Genomic DNA, 22,096 nt, shown 5'->3' with positions numbered 1-22,096 from the left:
AGTGGAGGCACGCCGCTCTGTGTTGAGCGGTGTTGAAGCACGTTCGTGCTAAAAACGATGAGTGCCCAAAATTGTTGATGCCGAAGCCCGGCGCCATGACGTTGTCCAAGCCGTCTTCCGGATCATTGCAAGCGACGGCCTGGAACGGGCATCGCTGAGGGAAGTGGCAGACGAAGCAGATTTGGCTGTGGGTTCGGTGCGGCACTATTTCGCCAGCAGCGATGAGCTTCTGGTCTTTTCCTTTGGGGCAGTGATCGATCGCCTGGCGGGGCGTCTTGAGACGGCCCTTGCTTCAGTGGAGGGTGCGGCGCCCGAGAGCCCCGAGCAACACAATGCCGTACTGAACCTCCTCGGCCAGTTCCTGCCGCTGGACGAAGAGCTCGCGGTGGACGCATGCGTATGGATGGCGTTCCGGCACGCTGCCCGGATCAAGCCCGTCCTGGCCGCCGAAGCCGAACGCAGCCACCGCACCGTGGCCGCCGTCGTTGGCCGCCTCATCATGATCCTGAATCCCGGGGAAGCCGACGCGCAGCAAAACCTCGTGACGGAAGCGGAACGGCTCCTGGCCACCATGGACGGCTTGTGCATGCACGCATTGCTGCAGCCCGAGTGGATGACCGCAGAGATGTGCAGCGACGTCCTCACGGCTCATCTGCGGTCTCTCAGGACCGCCGCTGCCAGCCGCTAAGGGTGAAGGGGCCGCCGAAGCCCACAAGAGCCTGATAACTCCATTACCGTCTGGAGCCATCGGGAATAGACTGGGACGTGTCGGGGACCTGCCAAAGGGAGGAATTCGCATGCACGAGTCAGGCGGCCCAGGATGGCGCATCACCATGGATACGTCCGGGCCGATGCTCATAGCCCTCTACCTCCGTGATGTTGCAGGCCTGGATGGTGCAGGAAAACCGGCGCTGTCGCATGCAGATCCCAAAGTCCGGCACGCTGACCATAAGCACCTCACCTCTGACGTCGGGGGTTTGCCGGCGCTGAAAACAGAGTGGGAGGCGTGGTGGGATAGCCTCCTCAAGTCCTACCCGAACCCCTCATCGGAGCTTGCGCCCCCGAGCTTCAAGGCATTTGGCAACTCACCGGCACTCCAGCGCGTCCTGCAGGCACATTTTGGCTCTGCGTTGGGATGGGCCACCGACAGGATCGACGAGTATGCCAACCTCGAGGCCGCCCGTGAAGCCAACGGGGTCACGCAGGTTCTGAACGAAATGGTGGAGGATAGGCTCCTGGAGGTCGGACGCAGTTCCCGGGACTTCGAACTCACCATCATTGAGCTGCCACTCAATGAGCCCCGGGCCTGGTACCTGGAACCAAGCACCATGATCATGAGCCACCAGCTGCTTTCCGAGCCCGACGTGTTCCGCAGTTACGTCCAACCCGTGGTGGAGATTCTCGCCTGACTCAGGTGGCCGGCGCCGAAACGGTGATGGTTACCGTCTCAGCAGGCGCGGCGGAGGGCTGCCAGCCGTCGCGCTTCTCCCTGTTCCACGTCTGGCCGGCAACGTCCACCTGCGTAATGGACAAGGTCTTGGCGTTAGTCACTGCCCAATGAGCCACTGCCCAGGCCTGTGTTCCACCCGCCTCCAGCTGAACCGAGCGGCCCTGTACGGTGGCCGCTTGGGTGCCGAACGCCGTCGTGAGTTCATCGACGACGGCGGCAGGGTCGCCAGCCGCTTCGGGCATGCGCAGTTCGCAGTTCAGCGCGGCCTCGGAGTGCCCGGTGAGGGCAGACGCGAAGGCCCGGCCCATGCCTTCATGCTGGGCATAAGCACGGGGGAAGGCTGAACGTTGGACCGCTTGGGCGGCCTGGGTGATCTCCATGGATTCGTAGCCTGGAACCTTGACCAAGCCATCAAAGAACGCATTCGCGGCGTAGACGGGGTCCATGACCTGTTCCTCGGTTCCCCAGCCTTGCGAGGGCCTCTGTTGGAACAGTCCACGGGAATCGGGGCCGGCGTCGTCGCCGTAATTGATGTTGCGCAGCCTGGACTCCTGCATGGCCGTAGCCAGGGCAATAGTTGCCGCTCGTGGTGGAAGTCCTCGCTGCACGGAGATTGCAGAGATGAGCGAAGCGTTCGCTGCCTGGTCTGTTGCGAGCTCATGGCTTTCCGGGCCGATTACGGCGAAGCAGCGCTCCGTGACCAGTGTCTCGGAGCGCTGCAGCACTGCAACTATTGCGTAGATGGCGCCTGCTACGAGGGCCAAAGCCAGCACCGCAACCATGGCGCGGCGGAACCGGCGCACTGAGTGTCTCCTGCTAGTTGGCGTGGAGAGCCTCGTTGAGCTCCACGGTCTGGCCCTTGCGCGGAAGGACTTCCACGCCGCCTGTGGTGGAGTTGCGGCGGAACAGGAGGTTGGGAACGCCGGAGAGTTCCACTGCCTTGATGATTTGGCTGGTGTCCTCGCCGTTCTCGTCCTTGGGGCCCGGAACCCGTACACGGGTACCGGCGGTGACGTACAGGCCGGCCTCCACCACGGAGTCGTCGCCGATGCTGATGCCCACGCCGGAGTTGGCGCCGAGCAGGACGCGCTCGCCCAGGGAGATCTTTTCCTTGCCGCCACCGGAGAGCGTGCCCATGATGGACGCTCCGCCGCCAACGTCAGTGCCGTCACCGGCAACAACGCCAGCAGAGATGCGGCCCTCCACCATGGAGGTGCCCAGGGTGCCGGCGTTGAAGTTCACGAAGCCTTCGTGCATCACAGTGGTGCCTTCGGCGAGGTGGGCGCCCAAGCGGACGCGGTCGGCGTCGGCAATGCGCACACCGGCGGGCACCACGTAGTCAACCATGCGCGGGAACTTGTCCACGCCGTAGACCACCACGTTGCCGCGCTTGCGCAGGCGTGCGCGGGTCAGTTCGAAGCCGTCAACGGCGGCGGGACCGAAGTTGGTCCACACAACGTTGGGCAGCTTGCCGAAGACGCCATCCAGGTTGATGCTGTTTGGCTTGACCAGACGGTGGGAGAGGAGGTGCAAACGCAGGTATGCGTCGGCAGTGTCTGCGGGGGCGGCGTCGAGGTCGATCTGCGCGAAGACCACTTTCTGCTCCGTCCCACGATCGGCATCCTTGCCGTCGTTGGCCAGTGCAGTGAGTGCGGGGTCGGCATTCTCAACGTCACGGAGGGTTTCGGCCGCAACACCAAGTGCGGGTGCCGGGTACCAGACGTCCAGCACGGTTGCTTCCCCGGAAGCCGAGGTGGCGATGGTGGCGAGTCCGAAGCCATAAGCCGATCGGGGGTTGGCGGGCGCGGTTGCGGGCACAGCAGAGGAAGCAGTTTCAGTCATGGGGCAAGTCTATCCAGCAGGCAGAGGTCGGTTAAAACCCGTCTCATGCCGTAGAAGTCGCAATTGTGGTTGTTTCCGGGGATTAGGCTGGACGGGTGACCCTGAACCCTGCACCCGCCATCCTTGACCTTCGCCAGGACGTAGCACTCCTGACCGCCGCGATCATTGACTTCAACAGTGTCTCCGGCAACGAGACCGAACTCGCCGACGCCGTCGAGTCCGCCCTGCGCACCATGCCCGCCTACACCGTCATCCGGGACGGCGACGCCATCATTGCGCGCACCGAACTTGGCCGCCCTGAGCGCGTCATCCTGGCCGGCCACCTTGATACCGTGCCCCTGCCTACGGTTGAGGGTTCACTGGGCACCGTTCCAGCCACCTGGGAATCCGGTGTTCCCGGTGAAGGCGTGCTGTACGGCCGCGGCACCACGGATATGAAGGGCGGCGTGGCGGTGCAGCTTGCGCTGGCGGCGACACTCTTCGACGACGGTGGGCAGCCGGACAAAGACGTCACCTTCGTTTTTTACGACCATGAAGAGGTGGAAGCGGTCAAGAGTGGCCTGGGCAGGTTGGTTCGGAACCACGGAGATCTGCTGAAGGGAGATTTCGCGATCCTCTTGGAGCCCACGCATGGCACGGTGGAAGGCGGTTGCAACGGAACCAGCCGTTTCGAAGCCACCACCATCGGCGAAACAGCCCACTCTGCGCGTGCTTGGATGGGCGTCAACGCGATCCACGCCGCAGCACCCATCCTGGCGCGGCTCGCCGCTTACGAGCCGCAGACCATCAACGTGGACGGCCTGGATTACCGCGAAAGCCTCAACGCCGTGAAAATCAACGGGGGCACGGCAGGGAACGTCATCCCGGACCGCTGCGTGGTGGAGATCAACTACCGTTTCGCTCCGGACAAGAATCCGGACCAGGCAGAGGCCATCGTCAGGGACCTTTTGGAAGGATTCGACGTCGTCCGTACGGACGCTGCTGCCGGCGCGAGGCCCGGACTAAATCACCCCGCCGCCGCCTCCTTCGTCGCCGCAGTGGGTGCCGAGCCCAAACCCAAATACGGATGGACCGACGTCGCGCGTTTCAGCGAACTGGGCATCCCTGCGGTGAACTTCGGCCCCGGCGATCCTCTGCTGGCGCACAAGGACAACGAGCACGTCGACGCCGATGCCATCCGTGAGTGCCTCCGTGCACTGAGGACGTGGCTGGCGCCGTAGTCCCGAAATGCCCCCAGCAACGAAGAAGGTCCGCAGCTTGGTAGCTGCGGACCTTCGTCCTTGGTACTGGTTATGCCTTGTTCGGACCCTCGACTGAGTCCTTCGCAATGGGATCGTTACCGCCAGCCACGAGCCCTGTCCGGACGCTGGGGGGAGCCATTCCGCCAGCGGCCTTCTTGGAACCGCGGCGTTCAATCATGATGGCAATCCTTGACACCGTCAGGTTGATCAGGATGTAGATCGCAGCGCCCACGAAGAACGCCGGGAACAGGAAATCAGGGCCGAGGAAGTCGGCCATGATCTGGATTTTCCGCAGCAGTTCCTCGTAGCCCACGATGTAGCCGAGCGAGGTGTCCTTGAGCAGAACCACCAACTGGGCAACCAAAGACGGAAGCATCCGGCGCACAGCCTGAGGGAACTCGATGGACATCCGTGACTGGAAGCTTCGGAGGCCGATCGCCAAACCAGCTTCGCGTTGTCCCTTGGGAAGGGACTGGATGCCGGCACGAAGGATTTCAGCGAAGATGGCCGCGTTGTAAAGAACCAGGCCAACAACCACGGCTTGGAACTGGCCCGTGGCGAAAACCAACAGGACGAACAACATCATGAGGACCACGGGCATGCCGCGGAGGAACTCCAGCACCACCTGGGTGGGAATCCGGATCCACGGAATCAGGGAGATACGCAGCAGGCAGAGCGCGATGCCCAACGGGAAGGCAATCACGGCCGCCACGGCAGCCGCGGTCAAGGTGGAGACAATGCCTTGGCCAATCAGGTTCCAGACGTCCGGAGCCATGGGACCGTAGAAAATCTCCCAACGGTCTGCATCGAAAATGCCCTGCTGCGCGAGGGTGATAACAGCGATGGCCAGAATGCCGAGAATTATCAGAACGCCGGCAGCTGAGCCGATGAGCGAATAGAGGCGGGCCTTGGGCCCGGGGACGTCGTAAAGGACCGATGTCATCGGGCAATCGCCACCTTTCGTTCAACAAAGTGCGCCAGAAGTCCCAAGGGAACTGTGATCAAGAGGTAGAAGAACGCCACCCCAAGGAGGATCCAAAGGACCTGGTTGCCGTAGTCGTTGGAGAGTTGACGGCCGTAGCCGAAAAGCTCCAGGACGAAGAAGGCGCCGGCCACCGAAGAGTTCTTAACCAGTGCGATCAAAATGTTGATCAACGGCGGCACCACCGTTCGCACCGCCTGGGGGAGGACGATGAAGCCCAGAACCTGCGTGAAGGTCATACCGACGCTGCGGGCAGCTTCTGCCTGCCCCACAGGGACGCTGTTGACGCCGGAACGGACGGCCTCGGCAATGAAGGCGGCCGTGTAGCTGCTCAACGCGATGATGGCGGCAACTTCGAATTGTTCAAACTTGACGCCCAAACGGGGCAGAACAATAGCCGCGAAAAAGAAAATGATGGTCAACGGGGTGTTACGTGCCACTTCAACATAGAACATGCTGAAACCGCGAAGTGCTGCCACGGGGGAAACCCTCATGGCCGCCAGGAGTGTGCCGACAATGAGGGCAATGATTCCTGAAATGACGGAAAGATAAAGGGTTCGGAGAAATCCGTCCCAATATTCGGGGAGGCTTGCTATGACGGCGTCCATGGCTTCCTTTGGCTGCAGCTAATCAGGGAACAGGGTCCTGGATTCGTCAACTGCCGCCGCCCGGAGGGGCAGCGGCAGTTGACGGGTCCCGACTAGTAGCGGTTGATCGTAGGAAGTTCAGGAGCGGTCTTGATGACCTTGCCTGCAGTGGCTTCCCAAGCCTTCTTGTAGGTGTCGTCCTTGGCGAATCCCTCAAGCTGGTCGTTGATCCAGTTGCGGAACACGGTGTCGTCCTTCTTCAGGCCGATGCCATAGGGCTCCTTCGTGAAGGTCTCATCCGAGGCGAGCTTGAAGGCATCCGGTTCCTTGTCCACGTAGCCGGCAAGGATCACGTTGTCGGTGGTAACGGCGACAACCTGCTTGTTACGCAGCGGTTCCAGGCAAGCGGTGTACGTGGCCGCGGGGACTACCTCGGCGTTGTACTTCTCGGCGATGGTCTTGGCCGGGGTTGAACCCGTGACGGAGCAGACCTTCTTGCCGGCGACGTCTTCCGGCTTGGTGATGGAGGTATCGTCCTTGTTCACCAAGAGGGCTTGGCCAGCTTCGTAGTACGGCCCGGCGAAGGCGACCTTTTCCTTACGGGCATCGTTGATGGTGTAGGTGGCGATGACGAGGTCAACGCGGCCCTGCTCGATGAACGACTCACGGTTCTGGGAGACAGTCTCTACCCACTCGATCTTGTCAGCGGCGATGCCCAGTTTCGCGGCGATTGCCTTGCCCATTTCAACGTCGAAACCGACAGGCTTGCCATCAAGGCCCTTTTGGCCGAACAACGGCTGATCGAACTTGGTTCCGATCTTGATGGTCCCGGCCTTGTTGAGCTTCTCCATGGTGGTGCCGGCTTCGAAGCTTGCCGAAGCAACCGGGGGAGTAGTTGTGGTGCCGCCGCCGCCGCAAGCGCTCAGCGAGAGAGCAAGCGCAGCCGATGCGGCCACCAGGAGTGACTTCCTCCGGGTAATAAGAGACTTCATGGTGTTCCTTTCATATGGGTGGCCGCCTTACGGCCGGGGGTGCTGGCGGTAAGGAGCTAGTGGGTCAAGAGCTTGGACAAGAAGTCCTTGGCACGGGTGCTCTTCGGGTTGGTGAAGAATTCCTCGGGGGTGGCGTCTTCCACGATCTGACCATCGGCCATGAACACCACGCGGTCGGCAGCCTTGCGGGCGAAGCCCATTTCGTGGGTGACCACGATCATGGTCATGCCTTCTTTGGCCAGCTGGATCATGACGTCCAGCACTTCGTTGATCATCTCGGGGTCCAACGCGGACGTGGGCTCGTCGAACAGCATGACCTTAGGCTTCATGGCAAGAGCGCGGGCAATGGCCACACGCTGCTGCTGGCCGCCGGAGAGCTGGGCAGGAAGCTTCGGAGCCTGGTGTCCAACGCCTACGCGTTCCAGGAGGGCCATGGCTTCCTTGTCGGCCGTGCCTTTGGCCACTTTCTTCACCTTGATGGGGCCCAGCGTGACGTTCTCAAGAATCGTCTTGTGGGCGAACAGGTTGAAGGATTGGAAGACCATGCCGACGTCGGCACGCAGGTGCGCGAGATCCTTGCCTTCTTCGGGAAGCTTCTTCCCGTCGATGGCGATGTCGCCGTCGTCGATGGTTTCCAAGCGGTTGATCGCACGGCAGAGAGTGGATTTACCGGACCCGGAAGGTCCGATGACCACCACGACTTCACCCTTCTTAACCTGAAGGTTGATGTCTTTGAGGACATGCAATTGACCGTAGTGCTTATTGACGCCATTCAGGGAGACGAGGGCATCGCCGGACGCTTGAGTAGTCATACGACGAATCTAGCGAACAAAGGAGCAAATATGACCACGGTCACGGCAACTTCCTGAAGATCGTGACTGAACAGAAACCTGCCCCACAGCGATATACCAGACTGCAATGCAAGAAGCGGGTCGCTGCCACGGAGCACGCCTTCATCCGCGCTAGCCTTGGGCAATGAGCATCAGCCAGCACCCCGTTCCCCACCCGGATGCCAACGGTCGCGTCTCGGGCACCCGCGCTCCGCTTCCTTCGGACATCGCACCCGCCAAGCACAAAGGGTCCCTCGAGCTGCGGCGCAAACAGGCGGACACGGGAATGTCGGACCAGCATTTGCTGGACACCAGCGGAGCCGGGCAGTTCATCCACACCGATCCGTGGCGTGTCCTGAGGATCCAGAGTGAATTCGTGGAGGGCTTCGGTGCCCTTGCTGATTTGGGGCCCGCCGTCAGCGTCTTCGGTTCAGCCCGGACCAAACCCGGAACCGAGTACTACGAGATGGCCGTGGATGTGGGCCGCAAGCTCGCTGAAGCCGGAGTTGCCGTGATCACCGGTGGTGGTCCCGGATCCATGGAAGCCGCCAACAAGGGCGCAGTGGAAGGCAACGGAGTCTCCGTGGGACTGGGTATTGAACTGCCCTTTGAGCAGGGACTCAACCAATGGGTGGATTTGGGCATCAACTTCCGGTACTTCTTCGCCCGCAAGACCATGTTCGTCAAATACGCCCAGGGTTTCGTGGTTCTTCCCGGCGGACTTGGCACCCTCGATGAGTTGTTCGAGGCCATGGTCCTGGTCCAAACCCGCAAGGTGACCTCATTCCCCATCGTCCTGCTCGGTGTCCGCTTTTGGGGACCCATGATCGAGTGGATCCGGGAGACCCTGGTTGCCGAAGGCATGGTCTCGGAGAAGGACCTTGACCTGATCCAGCTGGTGGATGACCCCGCCGATGCCGTGCACCGTGTCCTGCACGGTGCACCTCTTCCACCTACCACTAATGGAAACCAGCGCCCGGAATAGCCGGCTGTTTCTGGCACGATGGACACTGTGAGTTTTTTCCTGGTGTTTCTCGCGATCGTCCTCGTTGGTGCGGCGCTATATCTTGGTGCCGGAATGGTCAAGGGGCGCTCCATCGGAGCGGGGCTTGAGCAGCCCGTGCCCAACCTGCCGGCTGTCCTGCTGCCGGAGGATGCCAAACCTTCCGACGTGGATTCCCTGCGTTTTGCCCTGGGCCTTCGCGGCTACCGGATGGATCAGGTTGACCAGGTCCTGGACGAGCTGAGGGATCAGCTGAAAGCCAAGGATCGCGAGATCGAACGTCTCGGGGCCCTGGTTGAGCCGCGTCTTGAGGACGGCGAAACCGGCCGGGCCCGGCAGTGAGCTCGCAGACCCCGGCCCCGCAGGGCCACGCGTCACAGACGCAGGGGCCGCGGGGGCCCGCGGACCGGCTGTCCGTGGGGTTATCAAGCGCTGCCGCACGAGTGGGCGGCTGGCCTTGGTGGCTGCAGGTAACCTTGATTTTTGTCGCAGCCCGGCTGGTCAGCGCCTGTATCTTCATGGCGGCAGCCATTCACCAAGGAACCAACCCGTGGTTCCCGCCGGCTCCGGATTATTGGAACTTCATCACTATCTGGGATGGACGCTGGTATCAGGAGGCTGCCGACAACGGCTATCCCTCGGTCCTGCCCGTGGACGCGAATGGCGTTGTCCAGCAAAATGCCTGGGCGTTCTATGCGCTCTTCCCCTTCCTGGCCCGGGGTCTCTCTGCAGCCACCGGGATGGGAACCCTGCCTGCCCTCACCCTCATCGCGATGCTGGCAGGTGTGGGTGCGGCCCTGGTGATATACAAACTGTTCCGTGAGTTCGCAGGCAAACGCGCGGCGCTATGGGGCGTCGTCTTCGTCTCCACTTTTCCGGTGTCCCCGATCCTTCAGGTCCCGTACGCCGAGTCCTTGAATCTCTTGCTGTTGTCCGGTGCGTTGTTGCTGGTGGTGCGGCGCCGGTATCTGTCCGCCATTCCGGTAGTGCTTCTCATGTGTCTTTCCAGGCCCACGGGAGTCCCCTTTGCGGCCATGGTGGGATTGCTGTTGCTCTGGCGTCTGTGGCAGCGGTTCAGGCCGTCAGGGACACCGTTACCCCCCGCTTCAGGGAGTGGTGACGACGCGACGTCGGGGCGCAGCTTACTCTCGCTGGGGGCGTTGGTGCTCGCGGCTGGCCTTGGAGCTCTGGCGTGGCCAGCCATTGCCTGGGCAACCACGGGTGAAATGACGGCCTACACGCGCACCGAAACAGCGTGGCGCGGACACGATCTTGTGCCTTTCAAGCCGTGGTTCGACACGGGCAGGATGTTGTTCGGTCCTGTGTTGGGCGTGCTTGCTCCGTTCATCTTCACGGCACTTTTTGTGCTGGTCATGATGTCCAGGCCGGTCCGGGAACTCGGAACTGAGGTGAGGCTTTGGTGCGCTTGCTACATGGGCTACCTGCTGGTCTTCCTTCATCCCCAGACCAGCACCTTCAGAATGCTGCTGCCACTTTTCCCGCTGGCCTTGGCGGTGGCGCTGCTCTCCAAATCCAAAGCGTACCGGGGGACCGTGGTGGTGATGTTCGTCCTCCTCCAGATCGTCTGGGTGGTGTGGCTGTGGGCGTGGGCTCCGCTCCCTGGCGGCGGGGACTATCCGCCCTGACGTGGACGTTTGCCGCGCAAGCCGAGTATGTACAAAGTCCGGACAAATGCGCGTTTGATTCGCTACGGACAGGTAATTACGGGATAATGGACCAAGAGCAAGGACAAAGCACCGAAAAGTGCCCGGCCAAGGCGGCCTCCCAAGCGGTGCCGCCGGCTGCAATTGCGACGCGGAACCAGCCCGGCCGGGTTGGCGTGACTTGGGACAAATGGAGGGGATTTTCCTAATGGCGGCTATGAAACCACGTACCGGCGATGGCCCTATGGAAGTTACCAAAGAGGGACGCAGCTTGATCATGCGTGTGCCGCTCGAAGGCGGAGGACGACTCGTTGTCGAACTCAACGCTGCGGAAGCGGCCAACCTCAAGGAATGCCTCGTAGGCGTTACTGAATAGGCGTTTGGATAGATTTACAAAGCAGGGCCCGGCAAGCCGGGGCCCTGCTTTTGTTTAAGCTGCGTGCTTGCTGCCAGCAGGCACCTTACTTCTTGACGGCCACCAAAAGACCGTCGCCCGTCGGCAGCATCGCCGACGCCAACCGTTCGTCGTCGCGGATGGCCTTCACAATCTGACGCAAAACCACTGTGGTTGCCTCGCGGGCCGCCGGGTTGGCGACGCGGTCCTTGTCCAAGGCATCGTTGATCACCAGGGTGCCGCCCGATTTCAGGAGACGGATTGCCTGCTCCACGTACTTGGGGAAGTTCGGTTTGTCGGCGTCGATGAACACCAGATCGTAGGCGGAGTCGGTCAGCCGTGGCAGAACATCCGCCGCACGGCCCGAAATAGTGCGGGTACGGTTTGCCGGGCTGCCGGACTCCAGGAATGCTTCCCTGGCTGCCTTCAAATGTTCGACGTCCACGTCAATGGTGGTCAGCACAGCATGGGGGCTGAGGCCACGCAGCAGGCAAACCCCGGACACGCCTGCGCCGGAGCCCACTTCCACCACTGTCTGCGCTTTGGAAGCGGCGGCGAGTACCGTCAGGACGGCGCCTACGCCGGGGCTGATGGGGGTGACACCCAGTTCAAAGGAGCGCTCACGGGCGCGCAACAACACGTCATCCTCAGCCGGCAGATCTTCTGCATAGGACCAGCTGCTTGACTTGTCGGCACTCATGAAGGGGTTCGCTTTCCGCGGGGAGGGGTGTTTGTACCAAGACTACTGTGTCCGCACCCGCAAACCCGCTGCGGACAGCTCTCCGGGGGTGTGTCCACCACCGTTTTCAGCCTTGCGGAGAAAACGCTGGCCAGTCAGGAAATTCCCAGACAAGCTTGGGATGATAATGCTCCGGTCATCCATGAGGTGGGCGGCACCGAATATTCGGTGAACCACAGTTTGAGGGGAGTGGACGATGCCGGCATCGCATGCTGCGCCAGTCCAAACATCGGAAAGCCTTGAGGCCGTTACTGATTGGGTCATGCCCAGCTGGGAGGAAGTGGTATCAAACCACTCCGCCAAGGTATATCGCCTCGCCTATCGCCTGACCGGCAACAAGTACGACGCCGAAGACCTCACCCAGGAGGTTTTCGTCAGAGTTTTCCGGTCCCTTGAAAACTTCAAACCGGGAACCCTGGATGGCTGGTTGCACCGTATCACCACCAACCTGTTCCTGGACGGGGCACGGCGCAGGAGCAGGATCCGCTTCGACGCGCTCGCAGAAGATGCCGAATCCCGCTTGCCTGGCCGCGAGCCCGGACCTGAGCAGAGCTTCGAGCACAACAACCTTGACCTCGACGTCCAGCGGGCGTTGGAAGAACTCCCGCCGGACTTCCGTGCCGCCGTCGTGCTGTGTGATCTTGAAGGTCTTTCCTACGACGAAGTCGCCGAGGCGCTCGGGGTGAAACTGGGGACCGTCAGGTCCCGTATCCACCGCGGGCGGACCATGCTCCGCGAAAAACTTGCCCACCGCGATCCCCGCCCTGCGGAGGCGCGTAAGCCGCGTTTGAAGATGCCCCGCATCGCCAGCATCCTTTAGGGTGTCGATGCCTCGACATCCCCTTCGGCCGGGAGCCTTCTCCCGGCGCCGATTGGCTGCCCTGCGCCATACACGCAACCCGGAACATCTACAGCACTGCGCCGAATGCCGGATCGCGCTACGCCGCGAACGGCAGTACCTTGAGCGACTCCGGGGCTCGGCCGTGCCTGAAGCCAGCCAGGATCTTGCCGCGCGCTTGATCCAGCACACAGAACGTCTGGCCAAAGAGCCGGGGCAACCTGGCTCAACGCCTCACTACTCAGCACTGCAATATCCCTACCGACGGTTCCGTGGTCTCCGAGTCGCGGGCATTGCTGCGGGCACCCTGATGGTCAGTGCAGGGGCACTGGCTGTGTCCGCCTACGTGATCGCCGGCGATGCCGAGCCACAAGTCCTCGCGGGAACAAGCCACGCCAGCGCACTTGCCGGAGCCTGGGCGGGCAACCCCGCCGAGGCCCTGGTGGGACCTGCGTTCCGAGCCGGGAGTGCGGTCAGTTTGACCCCTGACCAGTTGGAGTCGCTGCGGGCAGAAGGGTGGGCATGCCCCGAGTTGTCTGGAATGGGTTTCCACGTAGTATCGGCCCAAGCCACCCGACACAACGGCAATCCGGCCGTGGAGATCAGGCTCGAAAGCAACGGCCACTATGCCACCATCGTGGAGGAACACCTGCCCGCCGACGGTTCCACACAGGGCCGATCTTCTTCCGCGCGGCTCTCTGTCACGCAGGGAAGCCCCTGGAAGGCTGTCTACACCATGCCGGCAGCAGTTATTAGTTATGCATCCGACCTCCCGGCGGACAGCGCGGACGATGCTGTCCCGGAAATCGTCCGTGCGGGGGAGTCCATGTCCAGGGCTCCGGCCCATGGGGACCAGGAGGCGTGGTACAAGAGGGTGCTGCGCGGCCTGCAGACCATCCTCCGTCCTGCCGGTTTAGGAGCGGCACCAGAGACAAGGTAATCTTCGTAACGTGCTTGGAATCAATGGCCCGGAGTTCATACTCCTTCTGATCATCGGCGTACTCGTCATCGGTCCCAGCCGCTTGCCCGAATACACTCAAAAGCTCGCCAATCTGGTCAAAGAAGTGCGTCGGATGGCCTCTGGCGCCCGCGAGCAGATTAAAGAAGAAGTCGGCATCGACATCGATGAGGTCGACTGGAAGAAGTACGATCCTCGTCAGTACGATCCCCGGCGCATCATCAAGGACGCGCTTCTTGACGACGAGAAACCTGTCAGCGCTGGAGCCCCCGCTGCTGCAGCTGCCGTAGACGTCAAACCCAAGACCCCGGTGCGGGTCATTGAGCGGCTTCCCAAGGGCGAAGCCGCCCCCTTCGATTCCGAAGCGACCTGAGCCGAACTCGAAGCAAACCCGGCCAAGGCGTCGGTACAGGCCTCGTGGCTCAGCGGGGCTGGATTCCCAGGGGCATGCCGGACAGCCCGCGGGGCCGCGTGGCCAAGGAAGCAGCAATACCCTCCAGCGCTTTCGCGGCGGCCGTCTCAGGTGCTGCCAGGACCACAGGCTTCCCCGCGTCGCCACCCTCCCGCAACCGGATGTCCAACGGAATCTGGCCGAGGAGCGGAACGCTGGTGCCCACGGCAGAGCTCAACCGCTCAGCCAGGATGGCGCCGCCGCCGCTTCCAAACAATTCCATGCGTTCGCCGTCGGGCATTTCCAGGTAGGACATGTTCTCAATGATGCCGGCCACCTTCTGTCCGGTCTGGGTGGCGATGGTGCCGGCCCGTTCGGCCACATCAGCGGCAGCTGCCTGGGGTGTGGTGACCACCAGGATTTCTGCAGTGGGCAAAAGCTGTGCCACGGAGATGGCGATATCCCCGGTGCCTGGAGGAAGGTCCAGGAAGAGGGCATCGAGATCGCCGAAGTAAACGTCGGTAAGAAACTGTTCAAGTGCACGGTGCAGCATGGGACCTCGCCATGCCACCGGCTGGTTGCCGTCAACGAACATGCCGATGGAGATGACCTTCACGCCGTAGGCGACGGGTGGAAGGATCATATCGTCCACTTGGGTGGGCTTCTGGCTGATCCCCATCAGCGCCGGCACGGAAAAGCCGTGCACGTCGGCGTCCACAATGCCCACACGGAGGCCTTGAGCGGCCAGTGCGCAGGCCAGATTGACGGTGACCGAGGACTTGCCCACACCGCCCTTTCCGCTGGCCACTGCATATACCTTGGTCAGCGAACCAGGTTTGGTGAAAGGTATGCCACGTTGTCCGCCGGGTCCGCGGAGCTGCTCCTTCAGAGCTTCCCGCTGGGCCTGGGTCATGACTTTTAGTTCCACGTCCACGCCGGTGACGCCTTCCACGCCGAGGAGGGCGTCGGTGGCGTCCTTGGTAATTGTTTCGCGCAGGGGACACCCGGCGATGGTCAGCAGAACAGCCACCTGCACGGTGCCGTCATCACTGGCAGAGACCGACTCCACCATCCCGAGTTCCGTAATGGGGCGGCGGAGCTCAGGGTCAATGACGGTTGCCAAGGCAGCATGCAGCGCCTCGGCCGATGCGGTGCTCATAAGGTCAGGCTCAGCTTTCGGGGGTTTCGGGTGAGGTTTTGGCCGTTGAATGCTGCGGACCTGCGGCTCGCGGCGGGCGGACCTTCGGAATCTGCTGGGTGCGGGGTCCACGCGATTTGTCGCGCTTTTCCTTCAGTTTCTCCTTGACCTTCTCGCCCGGTGATTCCGTACCATCAGGGGCGGCTTCGTTCTCACGGAGTTCCTCTTGGGCATCAATGATGTCTTCGAGCAGGCTTCGGAGTTCGGTCCGTACATAGTCACGAGTGGCTACTTCACGCAGGGCAATGCGGAGCGAGGCCAGTTCACGCGTGAGGTACTCGGTGTCGGAGAGATTCCGTTCGGCACGCTGACGGTCCTGCTGAAGCGAGACACGGTCGCGGTCATCCTGCCTGTTTTGGGCCAGCAGCAGGAGGGGAGCCGCATAGGAGGCCTGCAGCGACAACATCAGTGTCAGCAGGGTGAAGCCCAGCTCCATGCGGTCGAACTGCCAGTCCGTGGGAGCGAATGAGTTCCAGGCAAGCCAGAACACACAGAACACCGTCATGTAAACCAGGAACGTGGGCGTGCCCATGAACCGGGCGAAGCCCTCCGTAGCGTTCCCGAAAGCGTCCGGGTTCGGTGAGAACTTGGGCAGGATGCGTTGGCGCCCGCTCAGGGGCGTGTCGAGGCTGCTGCCGGTGCGTCCCGTGGACTTGGCGGATCGGGTGGCGTTGTTATCAGCCAATGCGGCCTCCAAGTTTCCTTATAGGGGCGTCGTCCTCGTGGGCGCGCCAGTCATCCGGCAACAGGTGATCCAGCACGTCATCAACAGTCACCGCCCCCACAAGGCGGCCGTCGTCGTCCACGACTGGAAGTGAATTCAGGTTGTACGTCGCCAAGGTCCGGGCCACTTCGGAAATATGGGCTTGGTCCGAGAGCGGCTCAAGGTTCTTATCGACAAGGTTGCCCAGCGGTTCCGGCGGAGGGAAACGCAGGAGCTGCTGTATATGCACCACGCCCAGGAAACGTCCGGTGGGAGTCTCCAGGGGTGGACGGGCGATGAAGATGGATGACGCCAGCGCGGGCGAGAGTTCTTCACGCCGGACGTGGGCAAGGGCTTCGGCCACCGTGGCTTCCGGCGGCAGGATGACCGGGACAGGAGTCATGAGGCCACCGGCGGTGTCTTCGTCGTACTCGAGGAGGCGGCGGACGTCCTCGGCTTCCTGGGGTTCCATGAGTTGAAGCAGCTCTTCCGCCTGGGCGGACGGAAGCTCGGCCAGGAGGTCGGCGGCGTCGTCAGGATCCATCTCTTCGAGGACGTCGGCGGCACGTTCCACATCAAGTGCGGAGAGGATCTCCACCTGGTCATCTTCCGGGAGTTCCTGCAGGACATCGGCGAGTCGCTCATCCTGAAGCTCACTGGCCACTTCGAAACGCCGTTTGTCGCTCATTTCCTGCAGGGCTTCAGCAAAGTCGGCAGGTTTAAGGTCTTCGTGAGTGGCAACGAACTGGGTGGCGGCCTGGGGCTCGTTGTGGGCGCCGGTCTGGGCATCGGCCCAGTCGATGATCAGCGTCTCGTTGCGGCGGAGCCTGCCAAAGGGCGACAGGGAATGGCCCCGGCGGACGAACAGCTTGCTGACAAACCAGTCCTTGGACCTGTGCTGGTCCATGGCGATGTCCTCGATCGTGGCGTCTCCACTGCCATCGGCCAGCGTCACACGGCGGTCGAACATTTCAGCGACCACCAGAGTTTCGGCACCGCGCTGCTCAAAGCGCCGCAAGTTCACCAGGCCGGTACAAATGATCTGGGTCTGGTCGATGGATGTAATACGCGTCATGGGAACAAAGACCCGCTTCTTGCCCGGAACTTCAACCACGATGCCCACCACATGGGGAGCGCCGCGGGTGCCGCGGGAGAGCACCACGACGTCGCGCAATCGGCCAAGACGATCGCCCAGGGGGTCGAAGACGTCCAAGCCGAGCAAGCGCGCGACGAAGACGCGTGAAGGATGTGTGCTCATATTTACAGGCTACCGAGTCTGCTCTCTTTTAGCTGAATTCCAGCCTCTACACATGTCCATGAGACACAATGGGGCTATGTCAAACATTTTTGGTGGTCCCAAAGCCGTTGAGGAGTCCCGCAGTGTTCCCCAAGGGGACACCGTAGGTTCGTACACCTCGTATTTGGATGCCCAGAAGGCGGTGGACTACCTCGCAGATCAGCAGTTCCCTGTTCAGCTGGTATCGATCGTGGGCAACGACCTCAAAATGGTGGAGCGGGTGACCGGCCGCCTGAGCTACCCCAGGGTGGCATTGTCCGGTGCCCTGAGTGGTATGTGGTTCGGCCTCTTCGTCGGCGTCATGCTCTCTTTCTTCACTCCCGCCGGGGGTCCGTTCTCCATCATCACCTCGGTGCTGATGGGTGCGGCGTTCTTCATGCTGTTCGGCATCGTCACCTATGCCACTCAACGCGGAAAGCGTGACTTCACGTCCACCAGCCAGGTGGTGGCCACCAATTACGATGTGATCGTTGCAGTGGAGGCAGCCCAGGAGGCCCGCCGCCTGCTGCACCAACTGCCCATGAATCCTTCGCAGGCAGCCACACCGCAGGCCAGCAACTACAACCAGCCGAATGCGCCGTTCCAGCAGCCTGGCCAAGGACCCGAGCGGCCTTCCACGTGGAACGATCCCTATGGCCAGCGCGGTCCCGAGTCCACTGGTCCAGGCACTCCGGAGGGACAGGGCTCAGCACCTGCGAACCAGCCCGCACAAGCCCCCACGCCGGCAGCTGTCCGGTACCCCGACCTCCCCGACGGTCGTCCGCAGTACGGTGTCCGGGTGACTGACGGACAGAACCCGGCACAGAACGCACCGCAGGAAGATGGACAGCGGTCCAGCTCCGAGGAGTCCTCCAAGCAGTAGACGCTTCCACACAGCAGAAAGGGAAGGCCACACGGGTGGCCTTCCCTTTCTGCTGTCTAAAACTTCTGCGTTACTCCAACGGCGAGGGCTTAGCCCTGGGCTTCCTGGTAGATGCCGGCCATCCATGATTCGACGTCATCAGCCTTGCGCGGCAACGCGGCGCTGAGGTTGACGGGGCCGTCTGCGGTCATAAGGATGTCGTCCTCGATGCGGACGCCGATCCCGCGGTACTCCTCCGGAATGGCAAGGTCTTCGTTCTTGAAGTACAGGCCGGGTTCGATCGTGAAGACCATGCCCTCGGTCAGAACTCCATCGAGGTAGAGTTCACGCTTCGCTTGGGCACAGTCGTGGACGTCGAGGCCCAAGTGGTGGCTGGTGCCGTGCGGCATCCAACGGCGGTGCTGCTGGCCCTCCGGGCTGATGGCTTCCTCGACGGACACAGGCAGCAGGCCCCATTCGGCGAGGCGTTCGGCCAGCACGGTGGTTGCTGCAGTGTGGATGTCCCGGAACTTCACGCCCGGCTGCGCGGCTGCGAAACCGGCATCGGCGGCGTCGAGCACGGCCTCATACACCTTCCGCTGCACTTCGGTGAAGGTACCCGTGGCGGGAAGCGTACGGGTGATATCCGCCGTGTAGAGGGAGTCGGCCTCCACTCCGGCGTCCAGCAGAAGGAGCTCTCCGGCGTTGACGGTTCCGGAGTTGCGGTTCCAGTGCAGGACCGTGGCGTTGTTACCCGATGCGGCAATGGTGTCGTAACCGAGTTCGTTGCCTTCCTCACGGGCGCGGGCAAAGAAAGCGCCTTCAACCACACGTTCACCACGCTGGTGGGTCAGCGCACGGGGGAGGGCCCGGACCACGTCAGCGAAGCCTTCCACGGTTGCAGCGACGGCGATCTTCATCTGCTCGATTTCCCACTCGTCCTTGATAAGGCGCGCTTCGGACAGAGCCTCGCTGAGCTTCTCATCCAAGGCGTCGAGTTCGCCGAGGTCCAGGTTCTCGGGGTCCTTGGCCGTGTTGTAGCGGGCAGTGTCTACCAGCGCGTCAATGTTCTCGTCCGTCTTGCGGACCAATCGAATGGAGATGCCGCCGATTTCCGGGGCGCCAACATTCTTGGTGATAGCCATTTCAAGCTCGGAGATGTGCGCGGTGGGGAGGCCGAGGCGGGCTTCGAATTCGGCCAGCGTGGGCCGTGCACCAATCCAGAACTCGCCGGCGCGCGAGTCGGCGTAGAACTGTTCGGTGTCCCTGCCGGCCAGAGGACGGAAGTAGAGGCTGGCAGTGTGGTGACCGCCGTCGTCGCCCTTTCCTTCAGCCACGGGCTCAAGGATGAGTACGGCGTCGGGCTCGTGGTCCAGACCCAGCCCCGTGAGGTGGGCGAACCCGGAATGGGGGCGGAACCGGTAGTCGCAGTCGTTGGACCGGACCTTCAGCGGACCGGCCGGGATGACAAGACGTTCGCCTTTGAACTGTTCGGAAATAGTACGACGCCGGCGTGCGGCGTGGTCTGCAACGGCGTCACGCGCAGGGGTCACCTGCGGGGCGGGCGCCCAATTGCTGGCCATGAATGCCTTGAAGGCATCTGATGTGGGCCTCTGCGAGCGGTTGTTGACACGCTCCTGCAGCGGCTGGGAGGACGAGTTTTGGGTGTTTTCGGCATCGTTCACCGTTACATCGTCCCACCAGTTACGTGAGGAGGCCAACGCCGCAGCACTCCAAGCGGGCCCGCATCCCATAGGCTGGGAAAGTGAGGATAGACCTGCATGCGCACTCGAATGTTTCCGACGGAACCGAGACACCGGCCGGCGTGATCATTTCCGCCGTCTCGGCCGGTCTTGACGCCGTGGCTTTGACTGATCACGATTCCACGGATGGCTGGGAGCCTGCCGCTGCCGCTGCCCGGGAGCATGGCATTGCGTTCATCCCCGGAATGGAGATCTCCTGCCGGACAGAGCAGGGAATCAGCGTCCACTTGCTGAGCTACCTCCATGACCCCTCCCATGCGGGCCTGCTGGAGGAAATCACCAAATCCAAAGATGCACGGCTGACCCGTGCCGAGCATATGGTCACTTTACTGTCCGAGGATTATCCGTTGACCTGGGACGACGTGATCCACCATGTTGCCCCCGGCGCCACGGTGGGCCGCCCGCACATTGCCGATGCTTTGGTGGCCGCTGGCGTGGTGGCAGATCGAACGGAGGCGTTCACCTCCATCCTCACGTCCCACTCGCGGTACTTCGTGCAGCACTATGCACCCAACCCGGCGGTCGCCGTCGAGCTTGTCCGCGCGGCCGGCGGCGTTCCCGTCTTCGCCCATCCGGTGGCTTCTTCGAGGGGACGGATCGTGGGGGAGCGTACCTACCGGGACATGATTGATGCCGGCCTGTTGGGACTTGAGGTTGAACACCGGGACAACCCGGAGGAGGGCCGCGCTTTCCTCCGTGACCTGGCGGCCGAACACGGGTTGCTCATGACAGGATCTTCCGACTACCACGGGGCAGGCAAACCCAATCTTTTGGGTGAGAACACCACTTCGCCCGAGGTGTTGTCCAGGATCGAGGAGCTGGCAACGGGCAGCACGGTCATTCGGTGATGCACGGGCATTCGGTGAAAGGAGTGCGCTGATGGATCTGCAGCTGCTGGCTTCGGTGATTGTCACGCTGTTCGTCATCATGGATCCACCGGGAACTGTGCCGATTTTCATGTCCTTGACGGCGCAAATGTCGGCCAAGGACCGGAACCGCTCAGCGTTCCAAGCCCTTCTGGTGGCCACCGGTGTGATCGTGGTGTTCGCGATCTTCGGGCAGTCCATCTTGAACTACATGCACATCTCCTTGGCGGCCTTGCAGGGCGCCGGAGGGCTGCTCTTGGTGCTCATCGCCTTGCAGTTGCTGACGGGCTCCACCAGCGGCGAAGAGAGCGCGGCCAAGTACAAGAATGTGGCGTTCGTGCCGCTGGGCACCCCGCTCATGGCGGGGCCGGGCGCGATCGTGGCAGTGATGGTGTTCGTGCAGCAGTCCAGCCAGCTCGCGGAATACCTGGCGGTGGGCCTCGGCATCGCCGTGGTGCTGGGCTCGCTGTACTTGGCGATGCGTTTCGCTGGAGTGGTGCAGCGCGTCCTCGGTGAGAACGGAGTGGAGCTGGTGACGCGGATCGCCGGCCTGCTGCTGTCAGCGATCGCCGTTCAGATGATCGCGGACGCCGTTCAGGCGTTCGTGAAAGGTGCTGCCTGATCCAGGCCCGTGTCCGGCCGGGACCCAAGGTGGCGGAAGTCCGCCTTGTTGCCCAGCCGTTTCCGCATGACTTCGATGGCTTGTTCGTTCTGGTCGACGCACACAAAGTTGCGGCCCAACTTGGCTGCCACGGCTCCGAGGGTCCCTGAACCAGCGAAGAAATCGAGGCACCAGTCACCCTCACGGCTTGATGCGGAGACAATCCTGCGTACCAGGCCCTCGGGCTTTTGGGTGGGGTAACCGGTCTTCTCGCGGCCGGTAGGCGAGACGATGGTGTGCCACCAGACGTCCGTGGGCAGCTTGCCGAGTTCACGCTTGGCGGGCGTCACCAGGCCAGGAGCCATGTAGGGTTCCCGGTCCACTTCGGCGTTGTCGAAGTGGTACTTGGTGGGGTTTTTGACGTACACCAGAATGTTGTCGTGCTTGGTGGGCCAACGGTTCTTGGCGCGGGCGCCGTAGTCGTAGGCCCAGATGATCTCGTTGAGGAAGCATTCCCGGCCGAAGATCGAGTCCAGCATCACCTTGGCGTAGTGGACTTCCCGGTAGTCCAGGTGCAGGTACAGGGTGCCGTCGTCGGCCAGGAGGCGCCAGGCCTCCACGAGCTTGGGCTCCAGGAAGGACCAGTAATCGCTGAAGGCGTCATCGTAGCTGTGCAGGGCGCCCTTGATGGTGTCGTAAGAGCGGCCCTTGAAGCCGACGCGGTCGCCGTCGCCGTCCGCATTGCGGACCATGCGGGTTTCCTGGCGGCGTTGGACCCGGCCCGTGTTGAAGGGCGGGTCCACGTAGATGAGTGTGAAGGCGCCGTCCGGCAGCGTAGGGAGGAACTCCGCGTTGTCCGCGTGCACCACCAAGTTGCCGCCGTCCGGCGCCCAAACAGATTCAGTCATTGAGGTTT

Annotated in this window: 25 protein-coding genes; 13 read left to right on the top strand and 12 right to left on the bottom strand. The window is 62.3% G+C overall.

Going from position 1 to position 22,096, the window contains the following annotated elements:
- Positions 1-61 precede the first annotated feature (61 nt).
- Both AR689_RS19820 and AR689_RS19815 read left to right on the top strand, forming a co-directional pair.
- Positions 62-688: a TetR/AcrR family transcriptional regulator gene (locus AR689_RS19820; RefSeq protein WP_062072929.1), complete on the top strand. Its 627-nt coding sequence runs from the start codon at positions 62-64 to the stop codon at positions 686-688.
- 109 nt (positions 689-797) lie between these two features.
- Entirely contained in the window at positions 798-1,409 is a 612-nt protein-coding gene (locus tag AR689_RS19815; protein ID WP_062072927.1) for a hypothetical protein, read from the top strand.
- A gap of 1 nt (position 1,410) precedes the next feature.
- Here AR689_RS19815 and AR689_RS19810 read toward each other — a convergent pair whose 3' ends face one another.
- The gene (locus AR689_RS19810) at positions 1,411-2,232 is read right to left on the bottom strand and encodes a transglycosylase SLT domain-containing protein (protein WP_502686029.1); all 822 of its coding nucleotides are present in this window, start codon (positions 2,230-2,232) and stop codon (positions 1,411-1,413) included.
- 34 nt (positions 2,233-2,266) lie between these two features.
- A complete protein-coding gene (dapD, locus tag AR689_RS19805; RefSeq protein ID WP_062072923.1) occupies positions 2,267-3,292 on the bottom strand; it encodes a 2,3,4,5-tetrahydropyridine-2,6-dicarboxylate N-succinyltransferase in 1,026 nt (341 codons plus the stop codon).
- A 95-nt stretch (positions 3,293-3,387) separates the two neighbouring features.
- On the opposite strand from dapD, the gene dapE reads away from it, so the two are divergent.
- Positions 3,388-4,512 carry a succinyl-diaminopimelate desuccinylase gene (gene dapE / locus AR689_RS19800; protein WP_062072921.1) on the top strand — a complete coding sequence of 375 codons (1,125 nt, stop codon included), beginning with the start codon at positions 3,388-3,390 and terminating at the stop codon, positions 4,510-4,512.
- Positions 4,513-4,582: 70 nt separating this feature from the next.
- Here dapE and AR689_RS19795 read toward each other — a convergent pair whose 3' ends face one another.
- The 4 genes from AR689_RS19795 to AR689_RS19780 all read right to left on the bottom strand — a co-directional run bounded on the left by AR689_RS19795 (position 4,583) and on the right by AR689_RS19780 (position 7,906).
- The gene (locus AR689_RS19795; protein ID WP_062072919.1) at positions 4,583-5,476 is read right to left on the bottom strand and encodes an amino acid ABC transporter permease; all 894 of its coding nucleotides are present in this window, start codon (positions 5,474-5,476) and stop codon (positions 4,583-4,585) included.
- Positions 5,473-6,123, bottom strand: coding sequence for an amino acid ABC transporter permease (locus AR689_RS19790; RefSeq protein WP_062072917.1), 651 nt, complete (start codon positions 6,121-6,123; stop codon positions 5,473-5,475). The genes AR689_RS19795 and AR689_RS19790 overlap by 4 nt, the downstream gene beginning before the upstream one ends.
- A gap of 92 nt (positions 6,124-6,215) precedes the next feature.
- Positions 6,216-7,094 carry a glutamate ABC transporter substrate-binding protein gene (locus tag AR689_RS19785; RefSeq protein WP_062072915.1) on the bottom strand — a complete coding sequence of 293 codons (879 nt, stop codon included), beginning with the start codon at positions 7,092-7,094 and terminating at the stop codon, positions 6,216-6,218.
- 56 nt (positions 7,095-7,150) lie between these two features.
- On the bottom strand, positions 7,151-7,906 hold the full coding sequence (locus tag AR689_RS19780; protein ID WP_062072913.1) for an amino acid ABC transporter ATP-binding protein: 756 nt from the start codon (positions 7,904-7,906) through the stop codon (positions 7,151-7,153).
- Between the two features lie 163 nt (positions 7,907-8,069).
- On the opposite strand from AR689_RS19780, the gene AR689_RS19775 reads away from it, so the two are divergent.
- From AR689_RS19775 to AR689_RS22845, 4 genes are all read left to right on the top strand, one after another.
- The gene (locus AR689_RS19775) at positions 8,070-8,909 is read left to right on the top strand and encodes an LOG family protein (protein ID WP_197412928.1); all 840 of its coding nucleotides are present in this window, start codon (positions 8,070-8,072) and stop codon (positions 8,907-8,909) included.
- 18 nt (positions 8,910-8,927) lie between these two features.
- The gene (locus tag AR689_RS19770) at positions 8,928-9,269 is read left to right on the top strand and encodes a DivIVA domain-containing protein (RefSeq protein WP_062072911.1); all 342 of its coding nucleotides are present in this window, start codon (positions 8,928-8,930) and stop codon (positions 9,267-9,269) included.
- A 101-nt stretch (positions 9,270-9,370) separates the two neighbouring features.
- Positions 9,371-10,573 (top strand): hypothetical protein, encoded by a 1,203-nt coding sequence (locus tag AR689_RS19765; RefSeq protein WP_197412973.1) that lies wholly within the window; start codon positions 9,371-9,373, stop codon positions 10,571-10,573.
- Positions 10,574-10,799: 226 nt separating this feature from the next.
- Positions 10,800-10,967, top strand: coding sequence for a DUF3117 domain-containing protein (locus AR689_RS22845; RefSeq protein WP_009357720.1), 168 nt, complete (start codon positions 10,800-10,802; stop codon positions 10,965-10,967).
- Positions 10,968-11,052: 85 nt separating this feature from the next.
- Here AR689_RS22845 and AR689_RS19760 read toward each other — a convergent pair whose 3' ends face one another.
- Positions 11,053-11,685, bottom strand: coding sequence for an O-methyltransferase (locus tag AR689_RS19760; protein ID WP_024817450.1), 633 nt, complete (start codon positions 11,683-11,685; stop codon positions 11,053-11,055).
- Positions 11,686-11,920: 235 nt separating this feature from the next.
- Here AR689_RS19760 and sigE point away from each other — a divergent pair, with 235 nt between their 5' ends.
- The 3 genes from sigE to AR689_RS19745 are packed head-to-tail and all read left to right on the top strand — an operon-like array spanning position 11,921 to position 13,893.
- Positions 11,921-12,544 carry an RNA polymerase sigma factor SigE gene (gene sigE / locus AR689_RS19755; protein ID WP_062072910.1) on the top strand — a complete coding sequence of 208 codons (624 nt, stop codon included), beginning with the start codon at positions 11,921-11,923 and terminating at the stop codon, positions 12,542-12,544.
- A gap of 7 nt (positions 12,545-12,551) precedes the next feature.
- Positions 12,552-13,502 carry a hypothetical protein gene (locus AR689_RS19750; RefSeq protein ID WP_231745605.1) on the top strand — a complete coding sequence of 317 codons (951 nt, stop codon included), beginning with the start codon at positions 12,552-12,554 and terminating at the stop codon, positions 13,500-13,502.
- A gap of 10 nt (positions 13,503-13,512) precedes the next feature.
- Entirely contained in the window at positions 13,513-13,893 is a 381-nt protein-coding gene (locus tag AR689_RS19745) for a twin-arginine translocase TatA/TatE family subunit (protein WP_062072906.1), read from the top strand.
- A gap of 49 nt (positions 13,894-13,942) precedes the next feature.
- On the opposite strand, the gene AR689_RS19740 is transcribed toward AR689_RS19745, so the two are convergent.
- From AR689_RS19740 to AR689_RS19730, 3 genes are read right to left on the bottom strand one after another with little or no spacing between them, the layout of a single operon-like run.
- Positions 13,943-15,070 carry an Mrp/NBP35 family ATP-binding protein gene (locus tag AR689_RS19740; protein WP_062072904.1) on the bottom strand — a complete coding sequence of 376 codons (1,128 nt, stop codon included), beginning with the start codon at positions 15,068-15,070 and terminating at the stop codon, positions 13,943-13,945.
- 10 nt (positions 15,071-15,080) lie between these two features.
- A complete protein-coding gene (locus AR689_RS19735; RefSeq protein WP_062072902.1) occupies positions 15,081-15,806 on the bottom strand; it encodes a DUF1003 domain-containing protein in 726 nt (241 codons plus the stop codon).
- Positions 15,787-17,070: a magnesium transporter MgtE N-terminal domain-containing protein gene (locus tag AR689_RS19730; protein WP_011775428.1), complete on the bottom strand. Its 1,284-nt coding sequence runs from the start codon at positions 17,068-17,070 to the stop codon at positions 15,787-15,789. Before AR689_RS19730 ends, AR689_RS19735 begins: the two co-directional genes overlap by 20 nt.
- A 76-nt stretch (positions 17,071-17,146) precedes the next feature.
- Between AR689_RS19730 and AR689_RS19725 the strand changes: the two genes are divergently transcribed.
- Positions 17,147-17,971: a YflT domain-containing protein gene (locus AR689_RS19725; protein WP_197412927.1), complete on the top strand. Its 825-nt coding sequence runs from the start codon at positions 17,147-17,149 to the stop codon at positions 17,969-17,971.
- 89 nt (positions 17,972-18,060) lie between these two features.
- On the opposite strand, the gene AR689_RS19720 is transcribed toward AR689_RS19725, so the two are convergent.
- Positions 18,061-19,635, bottom strand: coding sequence for an aminopeptidase P family protein (locus AR689_RS19720; protein ID WP_062073902.1), 1,575 nt, complete (start codon positions 19,633-19,635; stop codon positions 18,061-18,063).
- Positions 19,636-19,715: 80 nt separating this feature from the next.
- On the opposite strand from AR689_RS19720, the gene AR689_RS19715 reads away from it, so the two are divergent.
- Together AR689_RS19715 and AR689_RS19710 are read left to right on the top strand one after the other, a co-directional pair.
- Positions 19,716-20,561 carry a PHP domain-containing protein gene (locus AR689_RS19715; RefSeq protein WP_062072900.1) on the top strand — a complete coding sequence of 282 codons (846 nt, stop codon included), beginning with the start codon at positions 19,716-19,718 and terminating at the stop codon, positions 20,559-20,561.
- Positions 20,562-20,592: 31 nt separating this feature from the next.
- Positions 20,593-21,201, top strand: a complete 609-nt coding sequence (locus AR689_RS19710; protein ID WP_062072898.1) for a MarC family protein — start codon at positions 20,593-20,595, stop codon at positions 21,199-21,201.
- On the opposite strand, the gene AR689_RS19705 is transcribed toward AR689_RS19710, so the two are convergent.
- On the bottom strand, positions 21,174-22,088 hold the full coding sequence (locus AR689_RS19705) for a DNA-methyltransferase (protein WP_062072896.1): 915 nt from the start codon (positions 22,086-22,088) through the stop codon (positions 21,174-21,176). The genes AR689_RS19710 and AR689_RS19705 overlap by 28 nt on opposite strands.
- Positions 22,089-22,096 lie beyond the last annotated feature (8 nt).

Source organism: Arthrobacter sp. EpRS71 (assembly GCF_001512285.1).
Taxonomy (GTDB): domain Bacteria; phylum Actinomycetota; class Actinomycetes; order Actinomycetales; family Micrococcaceae; genus Arthrobacter.
The sequence above is the reverse complement of the archived record's forward strand: the minus strand, read 5'-3'. Positions and strand labels throughout refer to the sequence as shown.